General features: G+C 53.8%; 15 protein-coding genes. 12 read left to right on the forward strand and 3 right to left on the reverse strand.

Annotation, left to right across the window (positions count from 1 at the left end; genetic code table 11):
- Positions 1-86: 86 nt before the first annotated feature.
- The 3 genes from CFB39_RS03735 to CFB39_RS03745 form a co-directional block, all read right to left on the reverse strand.
- Positions 87-899 (reverse strand): mechanosensitive ion channel family protein, encoded by an 813-nt coding sequence (locus CFB39_RS03735; RefSeq protein WP_089472196.1) that lies wholly within the window; start codon positions 897-899, stop codon positions 87-89.
- A gap of 203 nt (positions 900-1,102) precedes the next feature.
- Positions 1,103-3,103, reverse strand: a complete 2,001-nt coding sequence (locus CFB39_RS03740) for a capsular polysaccharide biosynthesis protein (RefSeq protein ID WP_089472197.1) — start codon at positions 3,101-3,103, stop codon at positions 1,103-1,105.
- A 27-nt stretch (positions 3,104-3,130) separates the two neighbouring features.
- Positions 3,131-4,282 carry a glycosyltransferase family 1 protein gene (locus CFB39_RS03745; protein WP_089472198.1) on the reverse strand — a complete coding sequence of 384 codons (1,152 nt, stop codon included), beginning with the start codon at positions 4,280-4,282 and terminating at the stop codon, positions 3,131-3,133.
- A 440-nt stretch (positions 4,283-4,722) separates the two neighbouring features.
- Here CFB39_RS03745 and CFB39_RS03750 point away from each other — a divergent pair, with 440 nt between their 5' ends.
- The 12 genes from CFB39_RS03750 to CFB39_RS03810 all read left to right on the forward strand — a co-directional run bounded on the left by CFB39_RS03750 (position 4,723) and on the right by CFB39_RS03810 (position 22,251).
- The gene (locus CFB39_RS03750) at positions 4,723-5,907 is read left to right on the forward strand and encodes a polysaccharide biosynthesis/export family protein (RefSeq protein WP_089472199.1); all 1,185 of its coding nucleotides are present in this window, start codon (positions 4,723-4,725) and stop codon (positions 5,905-5,907) included.
- 2 nt (positions 5,908-5,909) lie between these two features.
- Positions 5,910-7,019: a hypothetical protein gene (locus CFB39_RS03755; protein WP_089472200.1), complete on the forward strand. Its 1,110-nt coding sequence runs from the start codon at positions 5,910-5,912 to the stop codon at positions 7,017-7,019.
- Positions 7,009-7,803 (forward strand): ABC transporter permease, encoded by a 795-nt coding sequence (locus tag CFB39_RS03760; protein ID WP_089472201.1) that lies wholly within the window; start codon positions 7,009-7,011, stop codon positions 7,801-7,803. The genes CFB39_RS03755 and CFB39_RS03760 overlap by 11 nt, the downstream gene beginning before the upstream one ends.
- Positions 7,804-7,810: 7 nt before the next feature.
- Positions 7,811-8,464, forward strand: a complete 654-nt coding sequence (locus CFB39_RS03765; protein ID WP_089472202.1) for an ABC transporter ATP-binding protein — start codon at positions 7,811-7,813, stop codon at positions 8,462-8,464.
- A 343-nt stretch (positions 8,465-8,807) separates the two neighbouring features.
- Positions 8,808-12,530, forward strand: a complete 3,723-nt coding sequence (locus CFB39_RS39190; protein ID WP_144030228.1) for a rhamnan synthesis F family protein — start codon at positions 8,808-8,810, stop codon at positions 12,528-12,530.
- 360 nt (positions 12,531-12,890) lie between these two features.
- Positions 12,891-13,949 carry a dTDP-glucose 4,6-dehydratase gene (gene rfbB, locus CFB39_RS03780; protein ID WP_089472203.1) on the forward strand — a complete coding sequence of 353 codons (1,059 nt, stop codon included), beginning with the start codon at positions 12,891-12,893 and terminating at the stop codon, positions 13,947-13,949.
- A 2-nt stretch (positions 13,950-13,951) separates the two neighbouring features.
- Positions 13,952-14,842: a dTDP-4-dehydrorhamnose reductase gene (gene rfbD, locus CFB39_RS03785; protein WP_089472204.1), complete on the forward strand. Its 891-nt coding sequence runs from the start codon at positions 13,952-13,954 to the stop codon at positions 14,840-14,842.
- Positions 14,843-14,859: 17 nt separating this feature from the next.
- Positions 14,860-15,744, forward strand: coding sequence for a glucose-1-phosphate thymidylyltransferase RfbA (rfbA, locus tag CFB39_RS03790; protein ID WP_089472205.1), 885 nt, complete (start codon positions 14,860-14,862; stop codon positions 15,742-15,744).
- Entirely contained in the window at positions 15,741-16,283 is a 543-nt protein-coding gene (gene rfbC, locus CFB39_RS03795) for a dTDP-4-dehydrorhamnose 3,5-epimerase (RefSeq protein ID WP_089472206.1), read from the forward strand. Before rfbA ends, rfbC begins: the two co-directional genes overlap by 4 nt.
- Entirely contained in the window at positions 16,280-18,568 is a 2,289-nt protein-coding gene (locus CFB39_RS03800) for a glycosyltransferase family 2 protein (protein ID WP_089472207.1), read from the forward strand. Before rfbC ends, CFB39_RS03800 begins: the two co-directional genes overlap by 4 nt.
- A 296-nt stretch (positions 18,569-18,864) precedes the next feature.
- Positions 18,865-21,165 (forward strand): glycosyltransferase family 2 protein, encoded by a 2,301-nt coding sequence (locus CFB39_RS03805; RefSeq protein ID WP_089473214.1) that lies wholly within the window; start codon positions 18,865-18,867, stop codon positions 21,163-21,165.
- Between the two features lie 129 nt (positions 21,166-21,294).
- Positions 21,295-22,251, forward strand: a complete 957-nt coding sequence (locus CFB39_RS03810) for a phytanoyl-CoA dioxygenase family protein (RefSeq protein ID WP_089472208.1) — start codon at positions 21,295-21,297, stop codon at positions 22,249-22,251.
- Positions 22,252-22,285 lie beyond the last annotated feature (34 nt).

A 22,285-nucleotide genomic window follows, 5' to 3' on the forward strand; every position in this document is an offset into this window, starting at 1 on the left:
CGCCCCTTCTCTCGGATAACGACGGGTTTGACCTCAAACTGAAGTGGCTGCGTCGAGCAATTTTTATGCATCGACGGATTGCACCGTCAAGCCGTGCGATGTGAGACCGGTGTTTCGGGCGTCGGATACTGCGCGTCGCGGAACGTCTCGATGATCACGCGGTTGGTGTCGCAATATACCTGCCAGTAGTTCTCGGGTGCCGTGGACGGGCGTACGAACAGCAACGGGCCTTCCGGCGTGAACTGCAGCACACCGACGTCCGGCGCTGGGGTGGTCAGCACGTTCGGGATCTGCTGGATCGACGTCTTCAGGCGATTGATCGCGTCGACCGCATCGACGCCGTTCGCGATCTTCGCGGTCAGGTCGACGCGGCGGTGCGGCGTCGCACTGTAGTTCGCGATGTTGTCCGAGAAGATCTTGTTGTTGCCGACGATCGTCACGATGTTGTCGGCGGTGACGATCGTCGTGCCAAACAGGCCGAGCTCCTTCACTGTGCCCGTGACGCCGCCTGCGCTGATCACGTCGCCGATCTTGAACGGGCGCAGCACCTGCATGAACACGCCGGCGGCGAAGTGCGCGAGCAGGCCGCCCCAGGCGGTACCGATCGCGAGGCCGAGGCCGGCGAGCAGGGCGGCGAACGAGGTCGTCTGCACGCCGAAGATCTGCAGGATCGCGAGGATCAGTAAGATAGTCAGCAGCACGCCGACGACGGACGTCAGGTAGTCGGTCAGTGTCGGGTCGACCTTGCCGCTGCGGCGCACGACCTTGCCGAGCAGGCGTGTGCCGATGCGGATCGCCCAGCGGCCGATGAACCACAACACGATCGCGGCGAGGAGGTTGAGGCCGAAGTCGAGACCGCGGGTCATCAGGAATTGCTGGGCTGTGTCGAGATCGATCATGCGTTCTCCGAAGTCAGGGGTAGAAAGGGCGGCGCATGCACCGGATGGCATTTTTATAACCTGACCTGTGCGTGCCCGGCAACCTGCTTTGTGGAGTTTGACGCAGTGCAAATCGGGCAATACGTATGAGTGTACAGCCCGTCGGAGGGTGGCCTTCTTTGCAGTTGGCACCTAGATTGGTTTGAACGGAATCAGCGCATCGCTCAGTCGCGAACGTATTGCCGCCCCTGCCACCCGGCATAACGTATCGCGTTGCGCGACCAACGTATTGCCTTGACGAGTGGTCGGGCGCGGTTTCCGCGTATTTTCTCGAGCGGCCGGGCCGCATTCGGCGCGAGTTGCCGGGCGATTGCTTCGGGTGTCGTGAACAGCGAGAGCTGCCAGTCCCAATAAATGGCATAACGGAGCAACACTCCGGCCGTCAGCATGTCGAGCGACAGTCGGCGTTCGCGCCACGGCTGTTCCAGCGCATCGTGCGTTAGTCCCCAGCCAGCATAAAAGGGCAGGCCATAGGTATGGACTTCCTTCCCGCGCATCAGGGCATCGAAGCCGGCGAGCGACGAGAGCGTATGCAGCTCGTCCGCCACGTCGATCAACGAAATGAGATCCGCGGCCGCATCGACGATGTCCGCGAGGTGTTCCGCGTCGACGAGCCCGGCGCGATTGCCGGACAGTACGTCCGGATGCGGTTTGTAAATGATGAATGCGTCCGGCCGGCGGGCACGTACTTCCTTTAACAATGCTTCCGATGTAGCTATCGTGCCGGTTCCCAGGCGGATCGATGCGTCGTCCGCGACCTGGCCGGCGACGAGTACGACACGCTTGTCATGAGGGACGTGCCATGTCGGCGCCTGGCGGCCGAGATTGTATTTCGTGAGCCCGAGCCGAACGATTTCCTGCCTGAGCGCTGCCGCGCGCCGCAATTCCGCTTCGTCGAACGTGGTCTGATTGAGGATGACGGTCAGATCGCTCGGACGACTCGCGTCGAAATACAGGCCGCGGCGGTCAATGACCTGGCTGCACGGCGGCGACATGTCCGAGCCGAGTCCGGTCGAATGGATAAAGCCGTCTTCGATCCGGACATGGGCGACGCCGGCGGGCAGGCCTTCGGCCGATCGTCCCCCCCATATTGCCGCGTGTTCGTCGGTGTGGGTGTCGCGTGGATCCGCGATCCAACGCAACGTTCCGCCTCCCGCCGACAGGTAGGGCGTGGCGTATGGCCGCTTCCACCATTGGAAGCGCACGCCGGCAACCCGTCCGAGATCCCTGTATCGGTCGGCGACGGCATGCTGCAGTTCGATACAGTCGAGTGCGGTTTCGAGCGTGCCTTGTGTGCCGCGTGCCGGGTCAAGGTAGCGCGCGCGCTGAAGGAAAACGGCATCAAATAATGCGTCTACGGAGGGGCGCGCACGGCGTTCCGGCATCGCGGTGTGGTCCTGCGTCAGTCCCCAGCCTGCGTAGTAGGGGGTGCCGAACACGTGAACCGGGACGCCGGCCAGAAGCGCCGCCATCCCCTCAGACGCTCCCACGACATGGACGGCGTCGGCATGCCGCAGTACGTCCCGCAAGGAGTGCGCGACTTCGAGAACTCTTGCATTTCCGTGCAGCTGGGTTTTCGTCGAAAGCCAGTTGCCAGCACCCGCATCGGCGGAGCGCAAGATCCATAGGGCTGCATCGGGGTGCACAGCACACGCCGCATCCGCCATCGCAGCGAAATTCCGTTGGCGCAGCGCTGCCCGTGTGCAGACGTCGGTATGCGAGGTCTCGCGTTCGTCGATCAGCACAATGCGCTTGCCACCGCCGGATTCGTGCCATGCATCCGGTAATTCGGCTATCTGATGGCGAACGTGCAACGCGTCGCTATCGAGCACGCGGCGCATCAGATCGCGGCATCGCTTGTCCGTGTCGGTGACAGGCGTGGCCTCGAGCAGACGTTCGAGTGCGGCGACCAGTCCACCGCGCGCAACCAGATCCGACGGAACGCAGAACCATGAAAGAGGCGGTGCGTGGGTTGCGTGCCGGGCGAAGATCGGACCGGGGCATGCAGGGTACACGGTACGTCCGATCGACGCGGACGTTCGGGCAAGCGCGACGCCAAGCCACGAATCGATCCACACGAATGGTGACTTTCCGGTCAGCCAGCCGATCATGCGTTTGCCGCGAGCGATTGCACTTGCATCGAATGACCGGGATTCGGACGTCATCGAGTGCTCAGTAGGTGCCGGAATCATTTACCGGAGCGAATCGAGGAAGCCATCGATGCGATCGAAGTGCTCGGCCCAGGTCGGCGCTCGAAAGCGCTCGATCCGCGTGAGCTGATTCGCGCGCTCGCTGCTGTCCGAGCGAGCGTACTCGCGAATCCGTGCAAGCCATCCCGGCCCGTCGAGCGGGTCGAGATAATCGGGAATGTCCGATGCAATCTCGTGAAAGACCGGCAAGTCGCTGGCGAGTACCGGCACGCTCAACATCAGTGCCTCGACGAGCGGCATCCCGTAGCCTTCGGCGAACGACGGGAAGATGAGCGCTCGTGCATGTTGCAACCATGCGTGCAGTCGTTCATCGCTGCAATCCGATTCTTCGATAACCGCACCGCGGATCGTTGTGCAGCGCTCCAGCATATCGACGACGTTCTCGCATTCCCAGCCGCGCCGACCGATGACCACGAGCTTGGGGGCGGTTTCCCCCAACTGTTCGACCAGGCGCCGCCAGACATGCAAGATGAACCAGTGGTTCTTGCGCGGCTCGATCGTACTGAGCATCACGAAGTACGGGCCATCGATCGGAGCCGGGCTCGGTGGATGAGGTTCCACGGCGGGTGCGAGTGGAGCGACGACGACTGGCGGGAGCGGAAGCGACGCTTGCCGGGCCTCGTTCGCCAATTCGTCGTAGGTCGCCTGTGAATTGCTGATCAGGCCACTCGCATGTCGGAGTGCTGTATGGATGCGGGCACGATGCGATGCGTCCACGCCAGGGCGGCAGTATTCCGCATGCGTCAGCGGAATCAGATCGTGGACCATGAAGACCGAGCGCGCGTTGCGTTGCGCCATCGCTCGATAATATCGGGTGAACTCCATCCCGTTGTGACTTGTATGCAACAAAATTGCGCGATCGAATGTTGCCGATCGAAGCCCGTTTAGCAACGCGGAAGCAACTATTCTGCGCACTGCCCATCGGTCTCGATCGGACGACAGCAGCAAGGAGAACGTCTTCTGCGAGGCTTTTTCCGTTAAAACGATGGAAAAACCGCGTTCACTCAGGACTGCGCGTGCACGGTTCCCATATCGACGGATGTAAGCCAGTCCCACTCTGTCTACCCCGGTGGGGATCAGGCCATCATAAAATCGGGTGGCAAGACGAGTGACGTCTAGAAGTATTTTTGTCACGCAGATGAAATTTGGTTGTGCGTGCGGAAATGAAAAATGTTTCCGTTTGCCGAAGCCCGATGGCTCATGCAACAATTCCGCCGGGTAATTCTATGGCATCTCGGATGGCGGGACAATTCGCGCGTGTACGTCGATTGATCAGCACAAGCGCCGAGTATGCCAAACACAACGGAAGCTTGAGGTCAGATTTACCGATTTGCTCGTGCCCTTGCGCGCAGCAGCAATGGAATTTTGGAACCGCCCATGTTTGTGCCAGACCGGCTCGCGTCTTAGCGGGCAAAGGGTTCGGCTGCGCGTAAGCCAGGGCTGCTGGACGGCGAAAACTCGAGGAACCCCAAGGGTACCCATCGGTGTTTCGGATGCGCCATGCCGGTAAATTCACCGGTACATCTTACATTGTGCGGTAAAATCCGGCGGCCTTTGAATGACTGGATTGTTAAATGCAGAGTTTAAATCGCAGTGTGTGGTTGGCTGCTGCCATCGGCGGCACCATTGGCTTGGCTGCGTGTGGATCCATTCCCACGTCCGGGCCGAGTCGTTCCGAGATTAATGCCAGTGGTGCCGGCACAAATCAAGTCAGTTCGCAAGGAATCCAGGTTGTTGATGTGACCGATCAGGTGGCGCGGCAACTCTATGCCGGCCGCAAAAGTACGGATTTTGCTGCAACACTAGGCGACAACTCGGCGTTTCAGCAACAGTTGGGTGTGGGCGACGTGGTCGAGGTGTCGATTTGGGAGGCGCCGCCTGCCACTCTGTTTGGCGGTGGTACGAGTGACGCACCGACGCCCAGTGGTGTACCGACTGGCGCGCGGCTGACCAAGTTGCCGACGCAAGTGATCGACGGCAACGGCAACATCCACGTGCCGTTCGTTGGCGCCATCAAGGCAACGGGCCGTTCGCCAAGCCAATTGCAGGCCTATATCGCAGCGCGTCTCAAGAATATCGCGCATGACCCGCAGGTTCTGGTGCAACTGGCGCGGAACGAAACCTCATACGTCACCGTGGTGGGAGACGTATCGAGCAGCACGCGCATGCAGCTGAGTGCGCGTGGCGAACGCGTGCTCGACGCTCTCGCCGCGGCCGGCGGCACGAAGCAGCCGATCAACAAGACCATGATTCAGGTGACGCGCGGCGAGACCGTCGCGTTGGAGCCACTCGAAACGGTGATCCGCGACCCGCGCCAGAATGTACCGCTGAAGGCAGGTGACGTTGTCACCGCACTGTTCCAGCCCTACAGCTTTACTGCGTTTGGTGCGACCGGCAAGAACGAGGAAATCAATTTCGAGGCGCAGGGCATTACGCTGGCGCAGGCGTTGGCGCGGGCGGGTGGCCTGCAAGACTCGCGTTCGGATGCACAGGGCGTATTCATTTTCCGGTTGGAAGATCAGCAGGCGCTGAAGTGGCCTAATCAGCCGGTACGAACGACGGCAAATGGCAAAGTCCCGGTTATCTACCACATTAATCTGAAGGACCCTGATTCGTTCTTCGTGGCGCAGAGTTTCATGATGGACAACAAGGACGTCCTCTATGTTTCCAATGCGCCGGTGGCCGAGCTGCAGAAAGTGCTGAACCTGGTGTTCTCCGTTGCCTATCCGATCGTGTCTGGTGTTCAGACGTTCAAATAACTATGAAATTTCTGAAGCGCATTAACCGTTTATTTTGGCTGACAGTTGTTATTCCTACTGGTGTCGCAATTATTTATTTTGGAGTTATTGCGAGCGATAAATATACATCCACCAGTAGTTTTTTGATTCGTAGCCCGCAGCAGAGCAGCGTATCCGGATTGGGTGGCTTGCTGAAAGGGGTTGGTGGATTTTCTAAGTCTGAGGGAGATGCATATACGGTTCAAAAGTATATTCTTTCTCGCGACGCGATGACGGTGCTGAATCAGGAGCAGCGCATAAAATCAGCCTTTCAAAGCGGGTCTATTGATTTCATGAATCGGTTCTCCGTGCTTGGGTTCGGTGATAGTTTGGAGGAGTTTTATCTCTACTACGGCAATAAAATTGTAGATGCAAAAGTAGATACCGACTCGCCTATCGTGACCTTGAATACTCATGCATACGATGCACATCTTGCGTGGACTATGAATAAACGCTTGTTGGAGTTGAGCGAGAGGATCATCAATCAAATGAATGTGCGCGCTCGCTCCGATCTGATCAATGCGGCCCAGCGCGATGTGGATCAGGCCAAAGAATACGATCGCATCGCCACATTGGCGCTGGCGCGTTATAGAAACACTGCAGGAGTGATCGACCCGGAACGTCAGTCGACTATTCCATTGCAACAGGTTGGAAAATTGCAGGATGATTTGATTGCAACCCGTGTACAGATTGCTCAAATGGAGCGGTTGTCACCTGCGAATCCGGGGCTGCCGACTTTGCGTGACCGTGCCAAATTGCTGCAGGAGGCAATCGATCAAGTAAATCAGCGCGTTGCAGGGGGCCAAGGAGGCGGATCTTTGGCCAGTAAGGCTGCCGAATTCCAACGTCTGACGCTTGAAAAGGATGTCGCCGATAAGATTCTCGCTGGGGCGATAACGATGCTGGATCAAGCTCGTGTCGAGGCTGAGCGCAAGCAGCTCTACCTCGAGCGTATTTCTGAACCCAGCTTGCCAGACCATGCGATGAGCCCTCGTCGTGGGCGCAATATTCTCGCCACTTTTTTGTTTGGTTTGATCTTGTGGGGCGTGTTAACCATCGTTATTGGTGGAGTAAAAGAGCACTATGACCGCTGAGCACCGTCCTCCGACCTTTCGGCATCAATTGCGTATCCAAATCCGAGTGATTTGGGCATTGGTTATGCGTGAAATGATCACCCGCTTTGGTCGGGAAGGGCTCGGTGTATTGTGGATTATGGCCGAGCCCGCAATGTTTGTCGTTGGGGTGATGGTGATTTTTAGCCACGCCGAAAAAAGCACCAAATATTCGGTGGCGGAGTTCTTGGCAGTTAGTTATCCGACGGTGCTTTTCTGGCGAAATGCGACAAATAGAATGATGAAGGCGATTGAGTCAAATCGCACACTGCTACATCACAAGCCGATTAGGCCGTTTGATATATTGTATTCGCGAATTATTCTTGAATTTGCCGGCGCCACTGCTTCGTTCATTGTTTTGTTTGTAATTTTGATCGTAATAGGTATTTGTCAGTTTCCGGCGGACGTGTTGGAGATGATCGTTGGGTATTTTCTAATAATTTGGTTTTCGTTCAGCTTTGTCATAACGATGGCGGCGTTGTCGGAGATGAGTGAGTCGATCGATAAAATTTCGCACATTATCCTCTACCTGATGGTGCCGTTCTCGGGGGTGTTTATTCCTCTGTATGCGCTTCCTCCGAAATTGATTGACTTGATGTTGTACTTCCCATTGATTAATGCGGTCGAATATTTCCATCACGGCTATTATGGTGACAGGATGCCGACATTTTATAATCTGGGCTACACGGTGGCGGTTCTGTCGTTTTTTACGCTCTTTTCTCTTTCGATCATGCATCTTGCCATTCGGCGAGTTCAGTTGAATTAAGGATAATATGATTGAGTTGCGGAATGTAACAAAACGTTATCCGATCCATCACGGGCGATCGCATCGGGAAATACTCAAAGGCGTTAATCTGCGTGTCCAGGCGGGGGAGCGATGGGGTATTCTCGGCCGAAATGGTGCGGGGAAGTCAACGTTAATTCGAATTATTAGCGGCTCGGATCATCCGCATTCCGGTGAAATCATTAAAAACATGTCGGTTTCCTGGCCGCTGGCGTTTGGAGGCACGTTTCAGGGTAGTTTGACCGGTAAGGATAATGTTCGATTGATTTCTCGCGTGTACGATGTTGATTATCAAAAAACGCTTGCGCTGGTTGAGGATTTTGCTGAGCTCGGGGCGTATTTGAATGAGCCGTTTAAATCGTATTCGTCTGGTATGGCGTCGCGATTGGCGTTTGCAATATCAATGTCTATTGAATTCGATTGCTTTCTGATTGATGAAGGTATGTCGGTTGGGGATCATCGGTTTCAGCAAAAATGTAATGTTGAGTTATTTGAGAAGCGTGGCGACCGTGCAATGATTATCGTTGCCCACCAGATAGATCTCATTCGAAATCATTGCAATCATGCTGCTGTTTTGGATGGTGGGGTGCTTAAGGTTTGCGATACGGTTGAAGACGCAATCAATATGTACCACTCCCTTTGATCTTTTTGGGGGGGGCGTCGATTGAGTGATGTCACTCCGCATCGTAGATATATCTGTGTTGTGGAGATCGAGCGAAAAATTGGTGTTCGTTGAAGTTGGTCGATTGGGGTGAGGCGCAGGACTGGCGGGTTCCCGTTAATGCTGGCGTTTTTCGAAAATTGAATGTCGGGTGTTCTGGCAAATATGTAGCATATTTATGCTTCGGGGAAGTGGAAGGCCGGAGTGACGAGTCTGGTGATTATGGTGAATTTTTTTGTATGCTTGGTCGCCGACGATGATAAAAATTACATTCTCCAGTCCGTGCTGTATGGCGTAATGCGTTTTGATAAAAGCATTCAATTAAATGTCTTTTGAGGGTGCCATGTTTTTTGGAAAAAGCGTCAGTAAATGGAAAATTGATGTCTTAAAGGGATCCCCCCTTTTTGATGCGGATGATTATGCCAGGGAGTTCGGGTTGGCCGCGGCGAGGGATCCTGTTCGACATTATTTGGAGAATTGGGCACACTCATTGGCGAATCCTTCAAAATTTTTCGATGCCGCTTATTATCTGAAATTATATGGTGATGTTGCGGAGCACAAAATAAATCCATTGCTTCACTATTTGACGAATGGTTGGAAAGAAGGGCGTAGTCCGTCACCATTGTTTGATCGAAATGAATTTTTGGCTGCACACCCTTATGTGCAAGCTGGTTCGGTAGACTTGGCCGAATTCTGCATCCGGGCGTATGGTGATTACAATTGGAAGGCTAGGCGTGCATTGCCTCCAGTCGCATCTGAGTCGACAAACAAGAAAGTTACGCCGGGAGTTGTGATTCCCGAGATTTCAATTCCCGATGTTGTGATGCCAGAGATTGTTATGCCTGAGGTTGTGGTGCCGGAAGTGGTTGCTGAGGATTCCAGTGACTCAGTGGCAAAGTTGTGTTCTTCCGAGTTTGATCAAGAATATTATATTTCGACGTATCCCGATGTAAAGGCATCGGGAATGGATCCGTACATCCATTACATGAATCACGGGTTTGCGGAAGATAGAAACCCTCGCCCCGATTTTGATGCATTTTTTTATAAGAATACATATCTAGAAGGGCGGAATGATATAAATCCGCTTGTTCACTATCTGAGCGTTGGGCGTAGCACAAATCTCACGACCCGCTCGGAGAATTCGAAAGTTATTGGCCTGCCGCACGATGAGGCTGTCAGCCTGTCGGTTTGCGTTCACGTTCATTGCTTCTATCCGGAGCTGCTTGGCGAAGTTTGCGCCGGGATTTTGAATTTTCCTGAGGGGAGTCATATTGTTGTAACTGTGTGTACCGAGGCGGACCGGCAGTATTGCTCCAAATATTTGACGCAATACGTTCCTCATTTTAGTAACGACGTTATCCTGGTTCAGAATCGAGGGCGTGATATAGCGCCTTTTATTGTCGGATGCGCTGACGTATGGAAGAAGTACGACGTTGTTTTGCATCTGCACACCAAGCGAAGTAAGCATATTTCTTGGGGTGATGCGTGGCGTAAATATATTTACGACCAAACCATGGGTAGCAAGGATTTAGTCGCGGCGGTGCTTGGTAATTTTGCTCGTAATGAAGATCTGGGTGCGTTATACCCGGAGAATTATTACGATATTAAAAAATTCATCATTACCAACGCTAATACCGAAGGTGTAAAGAGCGCTCTTCGATTTCTCGAGATTGACGAGGAATATTGCTCTGCGGAATTTGCTGCGGGTTCGATGGCGTGGTATCGAACGAGCTCACTGGATTCATTGATCGAGAAAATTAATGACGTTGAGCTTTTTGAGTCGGAAGACGGTCAAGTTGATGGCACATTCGCGCACGCACTGGAGCGTGTGATACCCGCGCAAGTGCGGGCCAACGGGTATTCTGTCTGTGCGTACTCAACGCCGATTCGAACTTCGGTAGGAGAACCCCTTCCAGGGCCTGGGCGGGATTTTGGCAGTTCGTTTGTGACGGATGCATGGCCACGCGACAGCGTTCGCGCTGTCCATCCTCCGCGTCCGCTGGCTCCTCCTAGCCGTAGTTTCAATAGCAAGTCCCTCGATATTCATTGGGTCATCCCAAGCTTTGGCAAGGGGGCTGGCGGGCATATGACCATTTTCCGAATGGTTAAATATCTTGAGGAATTTGGGCACCAACAAACAATATGGGTTCAAAATGCTAACCATATTCCAAATGAGGAAGTGGCTCGGCAGCAAATTATTGATTGGTATGTAAAAATCGGATCAAATGTCTCCGTTCTTTATCTGCCTGAAGATGTTCGACAGTTGTCCGGAGATGTGATTATTGCGACTGATTGCTGGACGGCATTCCCGGTCAGTCAAGCTCAGAAATTCAAAGAGAGATTTTATTTTATTCAGGATTTTGAGCCTGATTTTCATCCGGCTGGTGCAAATCGCTTGGTCGCAGAAAGCACCTATGATTTAGGGTTCTCGGCCTTGTGCGCTGGCGACTGGCTTGATGGCCTCATGAAGGAACGGGGATGCTGGTCTCGCAGTTGGGATTTGGCTGCAGATCACGAAATATATTTTCCGGTTTCGTCCGGGAGTGGCGGTGCTTTTCCGATGGCTCGGGAAGTGCAAATTGCTTTCTATGCGCGTCCGTATACGCCGAGGCGGGCAGTCGAATTGGGGTTTGCTGCACTGGAAAGACTCAAGAAATCCGGTAGGCGATTCCACGTTCATCTTTTTGGTGAGCACAATATTGACGTTCCGTACGATTTTCCATGCACGCAGCATGGTGTTTTGTCTCACGAACAACTTGCTGTGTTGTATCAATCCTCGGATATTGGATTAGTTTACTCGGCAACCAATTATTCTCTGATTCCTCTAGAGATGATTGCTTGTGGATTGCCGGTGGTGGAATTGGATGTTCCAAGCACTCGTGCGATTTTTAAGAACGATGAGGTGGCTTTTGCGCCGCCGACTCCATATGGTATTGCTGATACGATTGAGGAGTTGCTGAATAATCCTGATAAGATGAATCGCCAGCGTGAAAATGGATTCACGTTTATTCGCGATAAATCTTGGGAAGGAAGTGCTCGCAAGGTCGAGGCGTCGATAATTGAGAAGTTGCGCGATCTTGGGTTCGGTGATGTCTCGTCGAAGATCTTCGCGCCGGCATTCATTTCGAAGCCGAAGGTTTCGGTATTTATTCCGACTTATAACGCCGGTAAGGAATTCGAGGCGGTTTTGAACTCCGTCGTTAGTCAGAAGGCGGATTTTGAATATGATGTGCTGGTTATTGATAGTTCATCAACCGATGGCACTCCGGGGCTTGTTGGAAAATTTGGTTCGAAGAAGGTGAGACTTCATCAAATTGATAAGCGAGATTTCCAGCATGGACGTACTAGAAACCTCGGGATATCGATGACCGACGGTGACTATGTTGCCATTTTGACGCAAGATGCCATGCCGGCCAATGATGCGTGGCTTGCCTCGTTGGTCCGAGGTTTCAAACAAGGTGATCGTGTGGCTGGTGTCACGGGGCGACATCGGGCATATCCGACACATGGACCTTTTGTGTCGAGGGATATCGAAGGTCATTTTGATAATTTGAAATTATTGCCATCGGTCATAGATTCGTCGGTTGGTCTGCCTAGTCATTATTTCCGAGGAAGTATTACGTGGCGCATGCTGGCGTATTTTTACTCGGATAATAATTCGGCAATGTCCCGTCGCGTGTGGAAGGATTTGCCTTATCCGGATATTGAGTGGGGTGAGGATTACGTATGGTCTGCGTCCGCGATCAAGGCTGGATATCAAAAGGCCTACGTCGACGATGCCGTCGTTTTCCATTCGCATGATCTGTCTGAGAAGGACACGTTCAAGGTTGCGATGGCTGAGGGGAAGTTTTGGGCAGCAGAGTTTGGAATTAAATTGCACACCGATGCATCCTCTGTGATTGCGCAAATGTGCGATATAGATCGTCGCTACGCAAGGGAGAACGGGATCGTGGAGAGCGTGCTGAAGCGAAGACTCAAATCTATCGATGCCCTCGTTCGAGGAAGAATGCATGGATGGAAGGAAAGTCAATCTCGAGATGTGAGCTAGAGCGCACTACGTTACCCGGCTACGTCTCGCATATTTTAGATAATCCGCGTGGTCACGCCGTGGCCACGCGCATAGGGAGGTGATGCGAGAATGTGGGCGGCGGTATTAAATGTCACGCGGCCGTCACTCGTATGTTGCCGGGTTGTGATGGTGTGTGTTGACTGAGATTATTCTGGCGACGGTGGCGAGATTTGGTGTAATGCTATTTGTGAAATGTAGCGATATTTTTCTCCGTTTCAGATGATTTGAATTCGATGTGGTGCTGCATGTGAACTTGATGGCGGATGTGCGATGATTGCATGATCTTGATGTTGAGTTTTCGAGTGCCAATGTTCGATAGAACTTAAAAGGGTGCGGCGAGTGTTATTTGTTACGGGTGGGGCAGGGTTTATTGGTGGGAATTTTGTTATTGACTGGTTGGCTCAGTCTGATGAGGCTATTGTTAACCTCGATAAATTGACTTATGCCGGAAATCTTGAAACGCTGAAATCGTTGGATGGTGATGCACGGTATCATTTTGCACGTGGTGACATCGGTGATCGTCAGCTTATTTCGAAGCTGCTTTCCGAATATCGGCCGCGTGCTGTGATCAATTTTGCGGCTGAGTCGCATGTGGATCGATCGATTCATGGCCCGGGCGATTTTATTCAGACGAACGTTGTCGGTACGTTTAATCTTCTCGAATCGGTACGTGCCTACTGGTCAGACCTTGCAGCAGACGAGCGTCAGGCATTTCGCTTCCTGCATGTCTCTACCGACGAGGTGTTCGGCACACTTGGAGCCGATGATCCGCCGTTCGCTGAAACTAACTCGTACGAACCGAACAGTCCCTATTCGGCGAGCAAGGCGGCATCAGATCATCTGGTGCGCGCCTGGCACCATACGTATGGTTTGCCGGTTGTGACCACCAATTGCTCAAACAACTATGGTCCGTACCATTTTCCCGAGAAGCTGATTCCGCTGGTCATCCTGAATGCGCTCGCGGGCAAGCCGTTGCCGATCTATGGCGATGGCGAGCAGATTCGTGACTGGCTCTATGTCAAAGACCACTGCTCTGCAATTCGCACCGTTCTCGCCAATGGTGCGCTCGGCGAGACTTATAACGTTGGTGGCTGGAACGAGAAACGGAACATCGAAGTTGTGCATACGATCTGCGCGATCCTCGATGAACTGCAGCCTCGCGATGACGGCCAGGCGTATGCGACGCAGATCAGCTATGTACAGGATCGACCGGGTCATGATCGCCGTTACGCAATCGACGCTCGCAAACTCGAACGCGAACTCGGCTGGAAGCCCGCTGAAACCTTTGATACCGGTATCCGCAAGACCGTTGAGTGGTACCTGGAGAATCAGGGGTGGGTGAAGAACGTCACGAGTGGTCAGTATCGCACTTGGATCGACCACCACTACGGAGAATGATGATGCCGCGGATCTTGATTACGGGTTCGAATGGACAGGTCGGCTTCGAATTGCGACGTGCGCTTGCTCCGCTTGGAGAGGTGATTGCGTTGACCCGGCGTGACGTGGACCTGGGCGATCCCGAGAATCTTGTTGCGGCGCTGGATCTCCATCAACCCGATCTGATCGTCAATCCTGCCGCCTATACGGCGGTCGACAAGGCCGAAAGCGAGCCGGAGTTGGCCAGGGCAGTCAATGCCGGAGCGCCCGGCGCGATGGCCCAATGGGGGGCAGTGCGGAATGTGCCTCTTGTTCACTACTCGACTGATTATGTATTCGAAGGCACCGGTGCGGCGTCGTATCGCGAAGATGCACCGGTTAATCCCCAATCTATCTATGGGGCGACCAAGTGCGAAGGGGAAAATGCAGTTCGGCAGGCCTTCGCGCAGCACCTGATTCTTAGGACGAGCTGGGTAGTGGGCGCGCATGGCGGAAATTTTCTCAAGACGATCTTGCGCCTTGCTCGGGAGCGGGATCAGCTTCGCATCGTGGCCGATCAGACGGGCGCGCCGACCTCGGCCGCGTTGATCGCCGATGTGACGGCTCATCTCATTGCCCGTTATTTTGCCGATCGTGAACACTTTGCGTTCGGTACATACCACCTTGCGGCATCTGGCGAAACGAACTGGTGCGAGTACGCGCGTCACGTCGTGGCGCTTGCAGAAGCGCGAGGCCTTGATCTAAAGTTGCGCTCGACCGATATCGTTCCAATCGCGACGCATGAGTATCCGCTTCCTGCAAAGCGACCCATGAATTCTCGTCTGGATTGCAGCAAACTGACGTCCACGTTCGGAATGACACTTCCCGATTGGCGAAATGGCGTTGACCACGTCTTCGAACAACTGCATGGCTGACTCGGAAAAAACTAAGCATGAAGCGCAAAGGCATTATTCTCGCTGGAGGGTCGGGTACCCGTCTTTATCCGGCGACACAAGCGATCAGCAAGCAACTGCTGCCAATTTACGATAAACCGATGATCTATTATCCATTGAGCACGCTGATGCTAGCGGGAATTCAGGATATTCTGATCATCTCGACACCCCAAGATACGCCTCGCTTCGAGCAATTGTTGGGTGACGGATCGCAGTGGGGGATCCGTTTGCAATATAAGGTACAGCCCAGCCCGGACGGGCTTGCCCAAGCGTTCCTGCTGGGTGAGTCCTTCATCGACGGCGACTCTTCGGCGCTGATTCTTGGCGATAACATTTTCTATGGTCATGATCTCGGTGGTCTCTTGAAGGGGGCGACCGACCAAACGTCGGGCGCACAGGTCTTCGCCTATCATGTCCAGGATCCGGAGCGGTATGGTGTTGTCGAGTTCGACTCGTCCGGCAAAGCGATCAGTATCGAAGAAAAGCCAGAGATTCCGAAATCGCACTACGCGGTGACTGGGCTCTATTTCTACGATCAGCAGGTGGTGGACTTTGCGAAATCGTTGAAGCCGTCGCACCGCGGCGAACTGGAAATTACCGATCTTAACGCTCTGTACTTGAGGGATGGCATGCTAAATGTGCAGACCATGGGGCGTGGTTTTGCATGGCTCGATACCGGCACGCACGATTCGATGCTCGAGGCCTCGCACTTCATTGCAACGATGGAGCATCGGCAAGGATTGAAGATTGCGTGCGTCGAAGAGATTGCATATCGATTCGGTTATATCGACGACGAGCAACTTGAACGTCTGGCGCAACCACTCAGCAAAAACGGCTATGGCCGTTACCTGAAGAATATCCTGAAAGAAGGAAAAGCCCGGTGAATGTAATAGCGACTGCCATTCCGGACGTTAAGATTTTCGAGCCGAAAGTATTCGGTGATGCGCGTGGCTTCTTCTTCGAGAGCTTCAATCACCGCGTGTTCGAAGAAGCGATTGGGCGCTCCATTGAGTTCGTGCAAGACAATCATTCGAAATCTGCGAAGAACGTCGTACGAGGCTTGCACTACCAAATCAATCACGCGCAGGGAAAGTTGGTTCGAGTAGTGGCAGGGGAAGTGTTCGATGTCGCGGTCGATATTCGTCGCGATTCGCCGATGTTCGGTCGATGGGTGGGTGTCATGCTGTCTGCGGAGAACAAACGGCAGCTGTGGATTCCGGAAGGTTTTGCGCACGGTTTTGTTGTCGTTTCCGACACAGCTGAGTTTTTGTACAAGACCACCGATTACTGGTATCCGGATGCTGAACGAGCGATCCGCTGGGACGATCCGACGCTCGCGATCGAATGGCCCATCTCCGGTGAGGCAATGGTGTCCGGCAAGGACGGCGCGGCTCCTGCTTTCAAGGATGCTGAGTACTTTTGAGTCGCTTTCTGCGCAAGTTCATGTTTGACTTCAATGCCCTGCGCCTGACGTGGGGGATGCCTTTCTTGGTCGATCTGCCGGATGCCGAAACGCATGTGCCGGACAATCGGCCGAGATCCCGGGCTTATTTGATCAATGTCCAATTGCTGCCAGGTTGGTACATGATCGAGCTTCGTGTGAATGGTCAGGTGGCGCAGGTGCCGGCCCGGTTAAAGCTGAACGCCGGGTCGCTTTCTGCCGTGCTTGCAATGGAGCTCAGCGCCCGGCAAGTCAGTAAGCGGCTTGTATATCTCCCGGCGCGTGGAACGATCGAAATTGAGCTTGATCTCGATGATCCGTCTGTCGACCGAATCGATACGTTTCGCCTTGTCAGGGTAACGACGCGGTTTGCCCGTTCGCGCATCATGACCAAACTGGAGGCGCTGCACCCCAAGTACAAGCCATGCGGCGATGATTACGAACTGACAGAGGTTCGTCACAGTCGGGTCGATCTTGCACGGGCATGGCGCGACTACTGCGGCCTGTTCGATGAATCTGAACTGCTGGTTGGATACCCAGACTGGGTTCGACACTTCGATACGCCGAGCTCAGACACGTATCGTGTCATGAAGGACAATCTGCGTTACTTCGCGACTTGTCCGGTCTTCGCGATTGGCATGGAGGTGTCCGACGCACCGTTGCCGCATTTGGAGGCGGCAATTCGTTCGGTTTCGGCTCAGATTTACCCGCACTGGCAACTGCTGGTTGTTGATCGACGCCCTAGCTCCGACCGCTCTGAAATGATTCCGCGCGACCTTCGTGCTGATTCTCGCATCCGCGTAATTTCCGGTCAGTTATTGACGGAGACACATTCGACGCTTGATCGAAAACTCGCCGAAAGTGGTAGTTGGGTCGTGTTTCTGGGGCAATGCGATGTACTTCCGCAGCACGGCCTGTATGTCGTGGCTGACTCGATTAACCGACGCCCCGATGTCGACTTGATCTATTCGGATGAAGACTGTATTGACGTCGACGGAGTTCGACACAGCCCCCGTTTCAAAAGCGACTGGAACGAGGATCTGATGCTCTCCTCGGATCTGTTTACCGGTCTAGGTGCTTACCGAACGGAAGTTTTCGTGTCATCTGGCGGGCGGGATCAGCGCCACGGGGCAGCGTCGAATTACGACATGACACTTCGCTGTCTTTCGCATACGAGCCGAGACAGGATCCTGCACATTCCGCGTGTGCTTTATCACTCCCGTGCGGAATCCGATTCAATTCAAGATCCGGTTGTCCGGCGCAATGCGCGCGATGCAAGCCGGATGGCAGTCGTACGTCACCTGTCGCGGGCCGGTGTTCAAGCAACGGTTTCGTCGACGGATTACGGCAGGCACATACAGTATCCATTGCCGGAGAAGGTGCCGCTCGTCACGCTCGTCATTCCTACGCGCAACGGGCTCCAGTTACTTAGTCGCTGTGTCAATTCGATTATCGAAAAAACTCGCTATCGTGCCTTCGAAATCATCATTGTCGACAATGGCTCCGACGACCCGGAAACGCTCGACTATATGGAGAGGCTTTCGATCGACCACGGTGTACGTATCCTCAGGGACGATCGGCCGTTCAATTACTCCGCTCTCAACAATCGTGCAATAGATATTGCCCGGGGCGAGTTCGTCGCCCTGGTCAATAATGACGTGGAGATCATCGACGGCGATTGGCTCGACGAAGTGATGGGACACGCGCTGCGTCCGGAAGTCGGCGTTGTCGGCGTCAAGCTTCTCTATTCGAACGGAACCGTTCAGCATGCGGGGGTCATAGTCGGGCTCAGCGGCTGCGCCGATCATCTGCATCGCGGGTTGGGTCGAGATGAACCGGGATATCAGGCGCGCGCGGTAACGACGCAGTCACTGTCCGCGGTAACCGGTGCATGCCTCGTCGTCCGGCGATCGCTATATCTGCAACTGGGTGGATTGAACGAGCACGATCTCGCAGTTGCATTCAACGACGTCGATTTTTGCCTCCGCGTTCGACAGGCGGGCTATACGGTGCTCTGGACGCCGCATGCTGTGTTGTATCACCACGAGTCCGCAACACGAGGCAGGGACGATACCGTGGAGAAGATCGCTCGGGCTAATCGAGAGATCGATTACATGCGCCAACACTGGCCGGACTTGATCGCGAATGACCCCGCCTATAACCCGAACCTGTCCCTGGACCGATTCGACTGTCAGTTGGCGTGGCCGCCGCGGGTCGCGTCGCTCAGGCGCCTCGCGCTCAATGCGCCTAGCGTGACCGCGACTTGAGTATAGATTCCGGGCAAGCGACTTGTTTATGCTTGCCCGGAACTGATCCAAATGTTCTTCGACCGCTCGCACAAGTCGGGCGCGGGGAACAATTGCATGACAGTGTGTGTACTCTAGCGAGTGCTGGCCCCGGGGGCGCCGTGGTCTCGCTGAGTTGGACAGCGGCTTCCACGTCTCTGCCGGCGCCTGCTTGCGCGGTGCGCCGCACACCTCATTAATAATCCTCCACAGGCCGAGTGTGCTTCGTGTGCGGGCTTGCTACATGGTCGACCCAGATTCATCTACTTTTGGACAACATGAAAGAGTTCTTCCTGTCGATAGTTCGTCGAACCGTTCGATTCAAGGTCAATCCAGTTCGGGATCTGGCTTTGTCAGGGACGACGTCTTTCGACTGGACGTCGACCGGTGATCATCCGGTCTTTGACCTTGAGCCGGATGGCGCGGGCGAAGCTGTTCCATCGGGCTGGGTCTATGTCGAGGCCAGGATGATGCGACGGGGAGCGCATCTGGTGGCTCGACTCTACATCGATACAGGTGCGGGCTTTACGGATGCGGAATCCATTGTCCTTCCCGCAACTCGCGCGGGAAACATCAAACATATCATCAAGATTCCGCGTGACACCCTTCGTTTGCGTCTGGCTCCCATGCAGAGTGAGGGTGTTGTTCGGTTGGATTTTCTGCGAATAACAGAAATATCTGCCGCGGAAAGAATTGTCCGAATGATGGGGTGGGTGGCTGGCGATATAATAAAATTCAAAAATACTGATCGGGCAAAAAAATATAATATTACCTGGGTGCGTTTGTTGGTTGATTTGAAGCGCGCGTATGAGGATTGCGCCAAATTGCGATTCCATTCGGTGCCTTTGGATTACGACGCGTACGTAAGAAAGTTTGATACTCTGCGTCAGTCTGATGTTGCTTCGATTCGGCAGCATATGGGCTCGTTGGCAAAGCGACCACTGATTTCTATTCTGATTTCCGTGTGTGGGGCGCCGGTTGACCGCCTGAAATCAGCCATTCAGTCTGTTGCTGAGCAGATTTATGAAGAATGGGAGTTGTGTATCGCTGTCGGCGAGGATGGCGATCCAAAAACTGCTTCATATCTGAAGTCTCTTTCCGAGAGTGACGGTCGAATAAAGGTTGCTTTTCTGAGTGCGAGCGGGTCCGTGTCGACTGTAAAGAATCGCGCCTTGGAGTTGGCGGCGGGGGAGTTTGTTACGATTCTTGACCAGGAAGACACTATTTCCGCTGCTGCGCTATATTTCATAGTCGAGAAAATCAACGACATTGACAATCTGAATTTAATCTATTCAGATACCGATGAAATTGATGAAGATGGGGTTCGTGGTAACGTCTGCTTCAATAGTTCATGGAATCCGGATTTGTTCTTTTCTTCCGACAAGATTTCTCGCTCGGCTACTTACAGAACATCACTCGTGCGCGAAATAGGTGGGTTCAGGACCGAGTACGAGGGCGGGCAGGACTATGACCTTGCGCTCAGGTGTGTGAAAGAAAGTACGTCTTCTCAGATTTTTCATATTCCACGCGTGCTCTATCATTTTCGTCGGCGTGGCGAGCCTGGCTCAGCCGATTCGAATGTGGAAAGTAACTCATGCCTAGCGAGGGAACGGGCGCTTTCCGAGTTTTTCAGAGATCAGCCTGGGGTGAGTGTTTCCCGCGGAGAGATGACTGGAACCTATCGGGTGAGATATCCGATTCCAACGCCCGCGCCCAAGGTCACTGTGATCGTGCCGACTCGAGACGGTGGTCCGCTGTTGAAAAAATGCATGCGTAGTATCTTCGATGGGACTGTTTATGATAATTTGGAAGTTATTGTTGTAGATAATCAGAGTCGAAGTCGGGAAACGATCGATTTTCTTCGGTCGTTGTCAAGGAAAGGTAATGTCTCCGTGTTGAGGTACGATTTTCCGTTCAACTATTCTTCGATAAATAATTTTGCAGAAAAGCATGCTTCCGGCGATGTATTGTGCTTTCTCAATGATGACGTTGAGGCAATCGAGTCGGGATGGCTAAGCGAGATGGTCTCGCATGCCCTGCGTCCAGATATTGGCGCTGTGGGAGCAAAACTTCTTTATGCCGATGGATTTATTCAGCATGCGGGTGTCGTGATGGGCATCGGTGGGTTCGCGAGTCACGCTCATCGGTTATATCCCGCGACGCATCCGGGATATGCTGGGCGAGCACTTCTTGTGCAAAATTTTTCGGCCGTCACCGGGGCGTGTCTCGTAATGCGCCGAGGTGTGTTCCGTGCTATCGGTGGTTTTGATGAGGACAATCTTCCGGTTGCATTTAATGATGTGGATTTGTGTCTCCGTGTCCGAGAGGCGGGCTATAGGGTCTTGTGGACTCCGTACGCAATTTTGCATCACTACGAGTCCTACAGTAGAGGGGATGATCAAATGTCTCCTGAAAAGCGTGCCAGATTCAATCGGGAGAAGAATTTTATGCTTTCCCGGTGGAAAACCGACCTGTTGAATGATCCGTATTACAATCAAAATCTGACGCTCGATCGGGAGGATTTTACTATTGCTGATTTTCCGAGATTATATGAGCCTTGGCGCGCGAGAGCGGGTTGAGTGCCTTCCGCCTGCCGTCTAGGGCCTTCTTCGGGATGAGTGTCATGCGGTTGTTTTTGGTTCGCTGCTCCAGCGCATCTCTATGGCGACTCGGAGTATATTGAATAAAGTAACGTCGAAGGAAGATCCATGGATGTAAAGAAACGTCTGCTGCCCGGCGTTCCGTTGATTGAGTCGCCACTTTTCGATACCGAGATTTCCCAGGCGGAATTGACACCTGAAGAGCGTGAGATTGCAGGCGCACTGAACCGTAACGGCTACGCGGTGATCGATTTTCCCGATCCTGAGCTGGATGCGCGGATTGCACGTATTCGTGAACGCCTGGCTCCGCTGTTTGCTGACACCGGACTGAGTGACGATGGTGTGTTTCATGCTGCTGGTCGCATCCAGGATGCGTGGATAAACGACCCCGATGTAAAGGCAATTGCCACCAACGTGCAGATGCTGGATTTGCTCGGACGCTTGTATGGTCGGGCTGCTTTCCCGTTCCAGACACTCAACTTCCGGGTCGGTACTCAGCAAAAGTTGCACACCGATGCGGTGCATTTCTCGTCAATTCCTCAACGCTTCATGTGTGGGGTGTGGGTCGCGCTCGAAGATATCTCTTCGGAAGCTGGGCCGCTTCAACTGGTTCCCGGATCGCACAACTGGCCCATGATCGACAATGCGACGGCAGGCCGACGAGGGTTTGGGGTGTCCAGTGAGTCGGCGCAGTTGCCGTATCAGGAAATCTGGGATGCCATGTTGGAGGCAAAGGGCGCCAGCATTAAGACTTTCGAGGCACGCAAGGGGCAAGCGTTGATCTGGTGCGCCAACCTGTTGCACGGGGGAAGTCCGCAAATCGACCCTGCGATGTCACGCTGGTCGCAGGTAACGCACTATTTCTTCGACGACTGTGTTTACTATACGCCGGCGTTTTCCGACGAATACCTGGGTCGCTTGCAGCTCCGCGATCTGGTCAGCGTGGTCGACGGCGCACGAAAACGTAATTCGTATCTGGGCGAGGAGATTGTGTCGCCGGCCTCGGGTGCAAGGAAGTCGCAAACCCTCACGGGAAGGTTACGTAACTGGATGCGTCGCTTTTGAGTCCGTTTCTAAGATTGCCTAGTTGGAGTTGGGG

Origin of the sequence: Burkholderia sp. AU6039, assembly GCF_002223365.1 — a bacterium.
Lineage (GTDB): Bacteria > Pseudomonadota > Gammaproteobacteria > Burkholderiales > Burkholderiaceae > Burkholderia.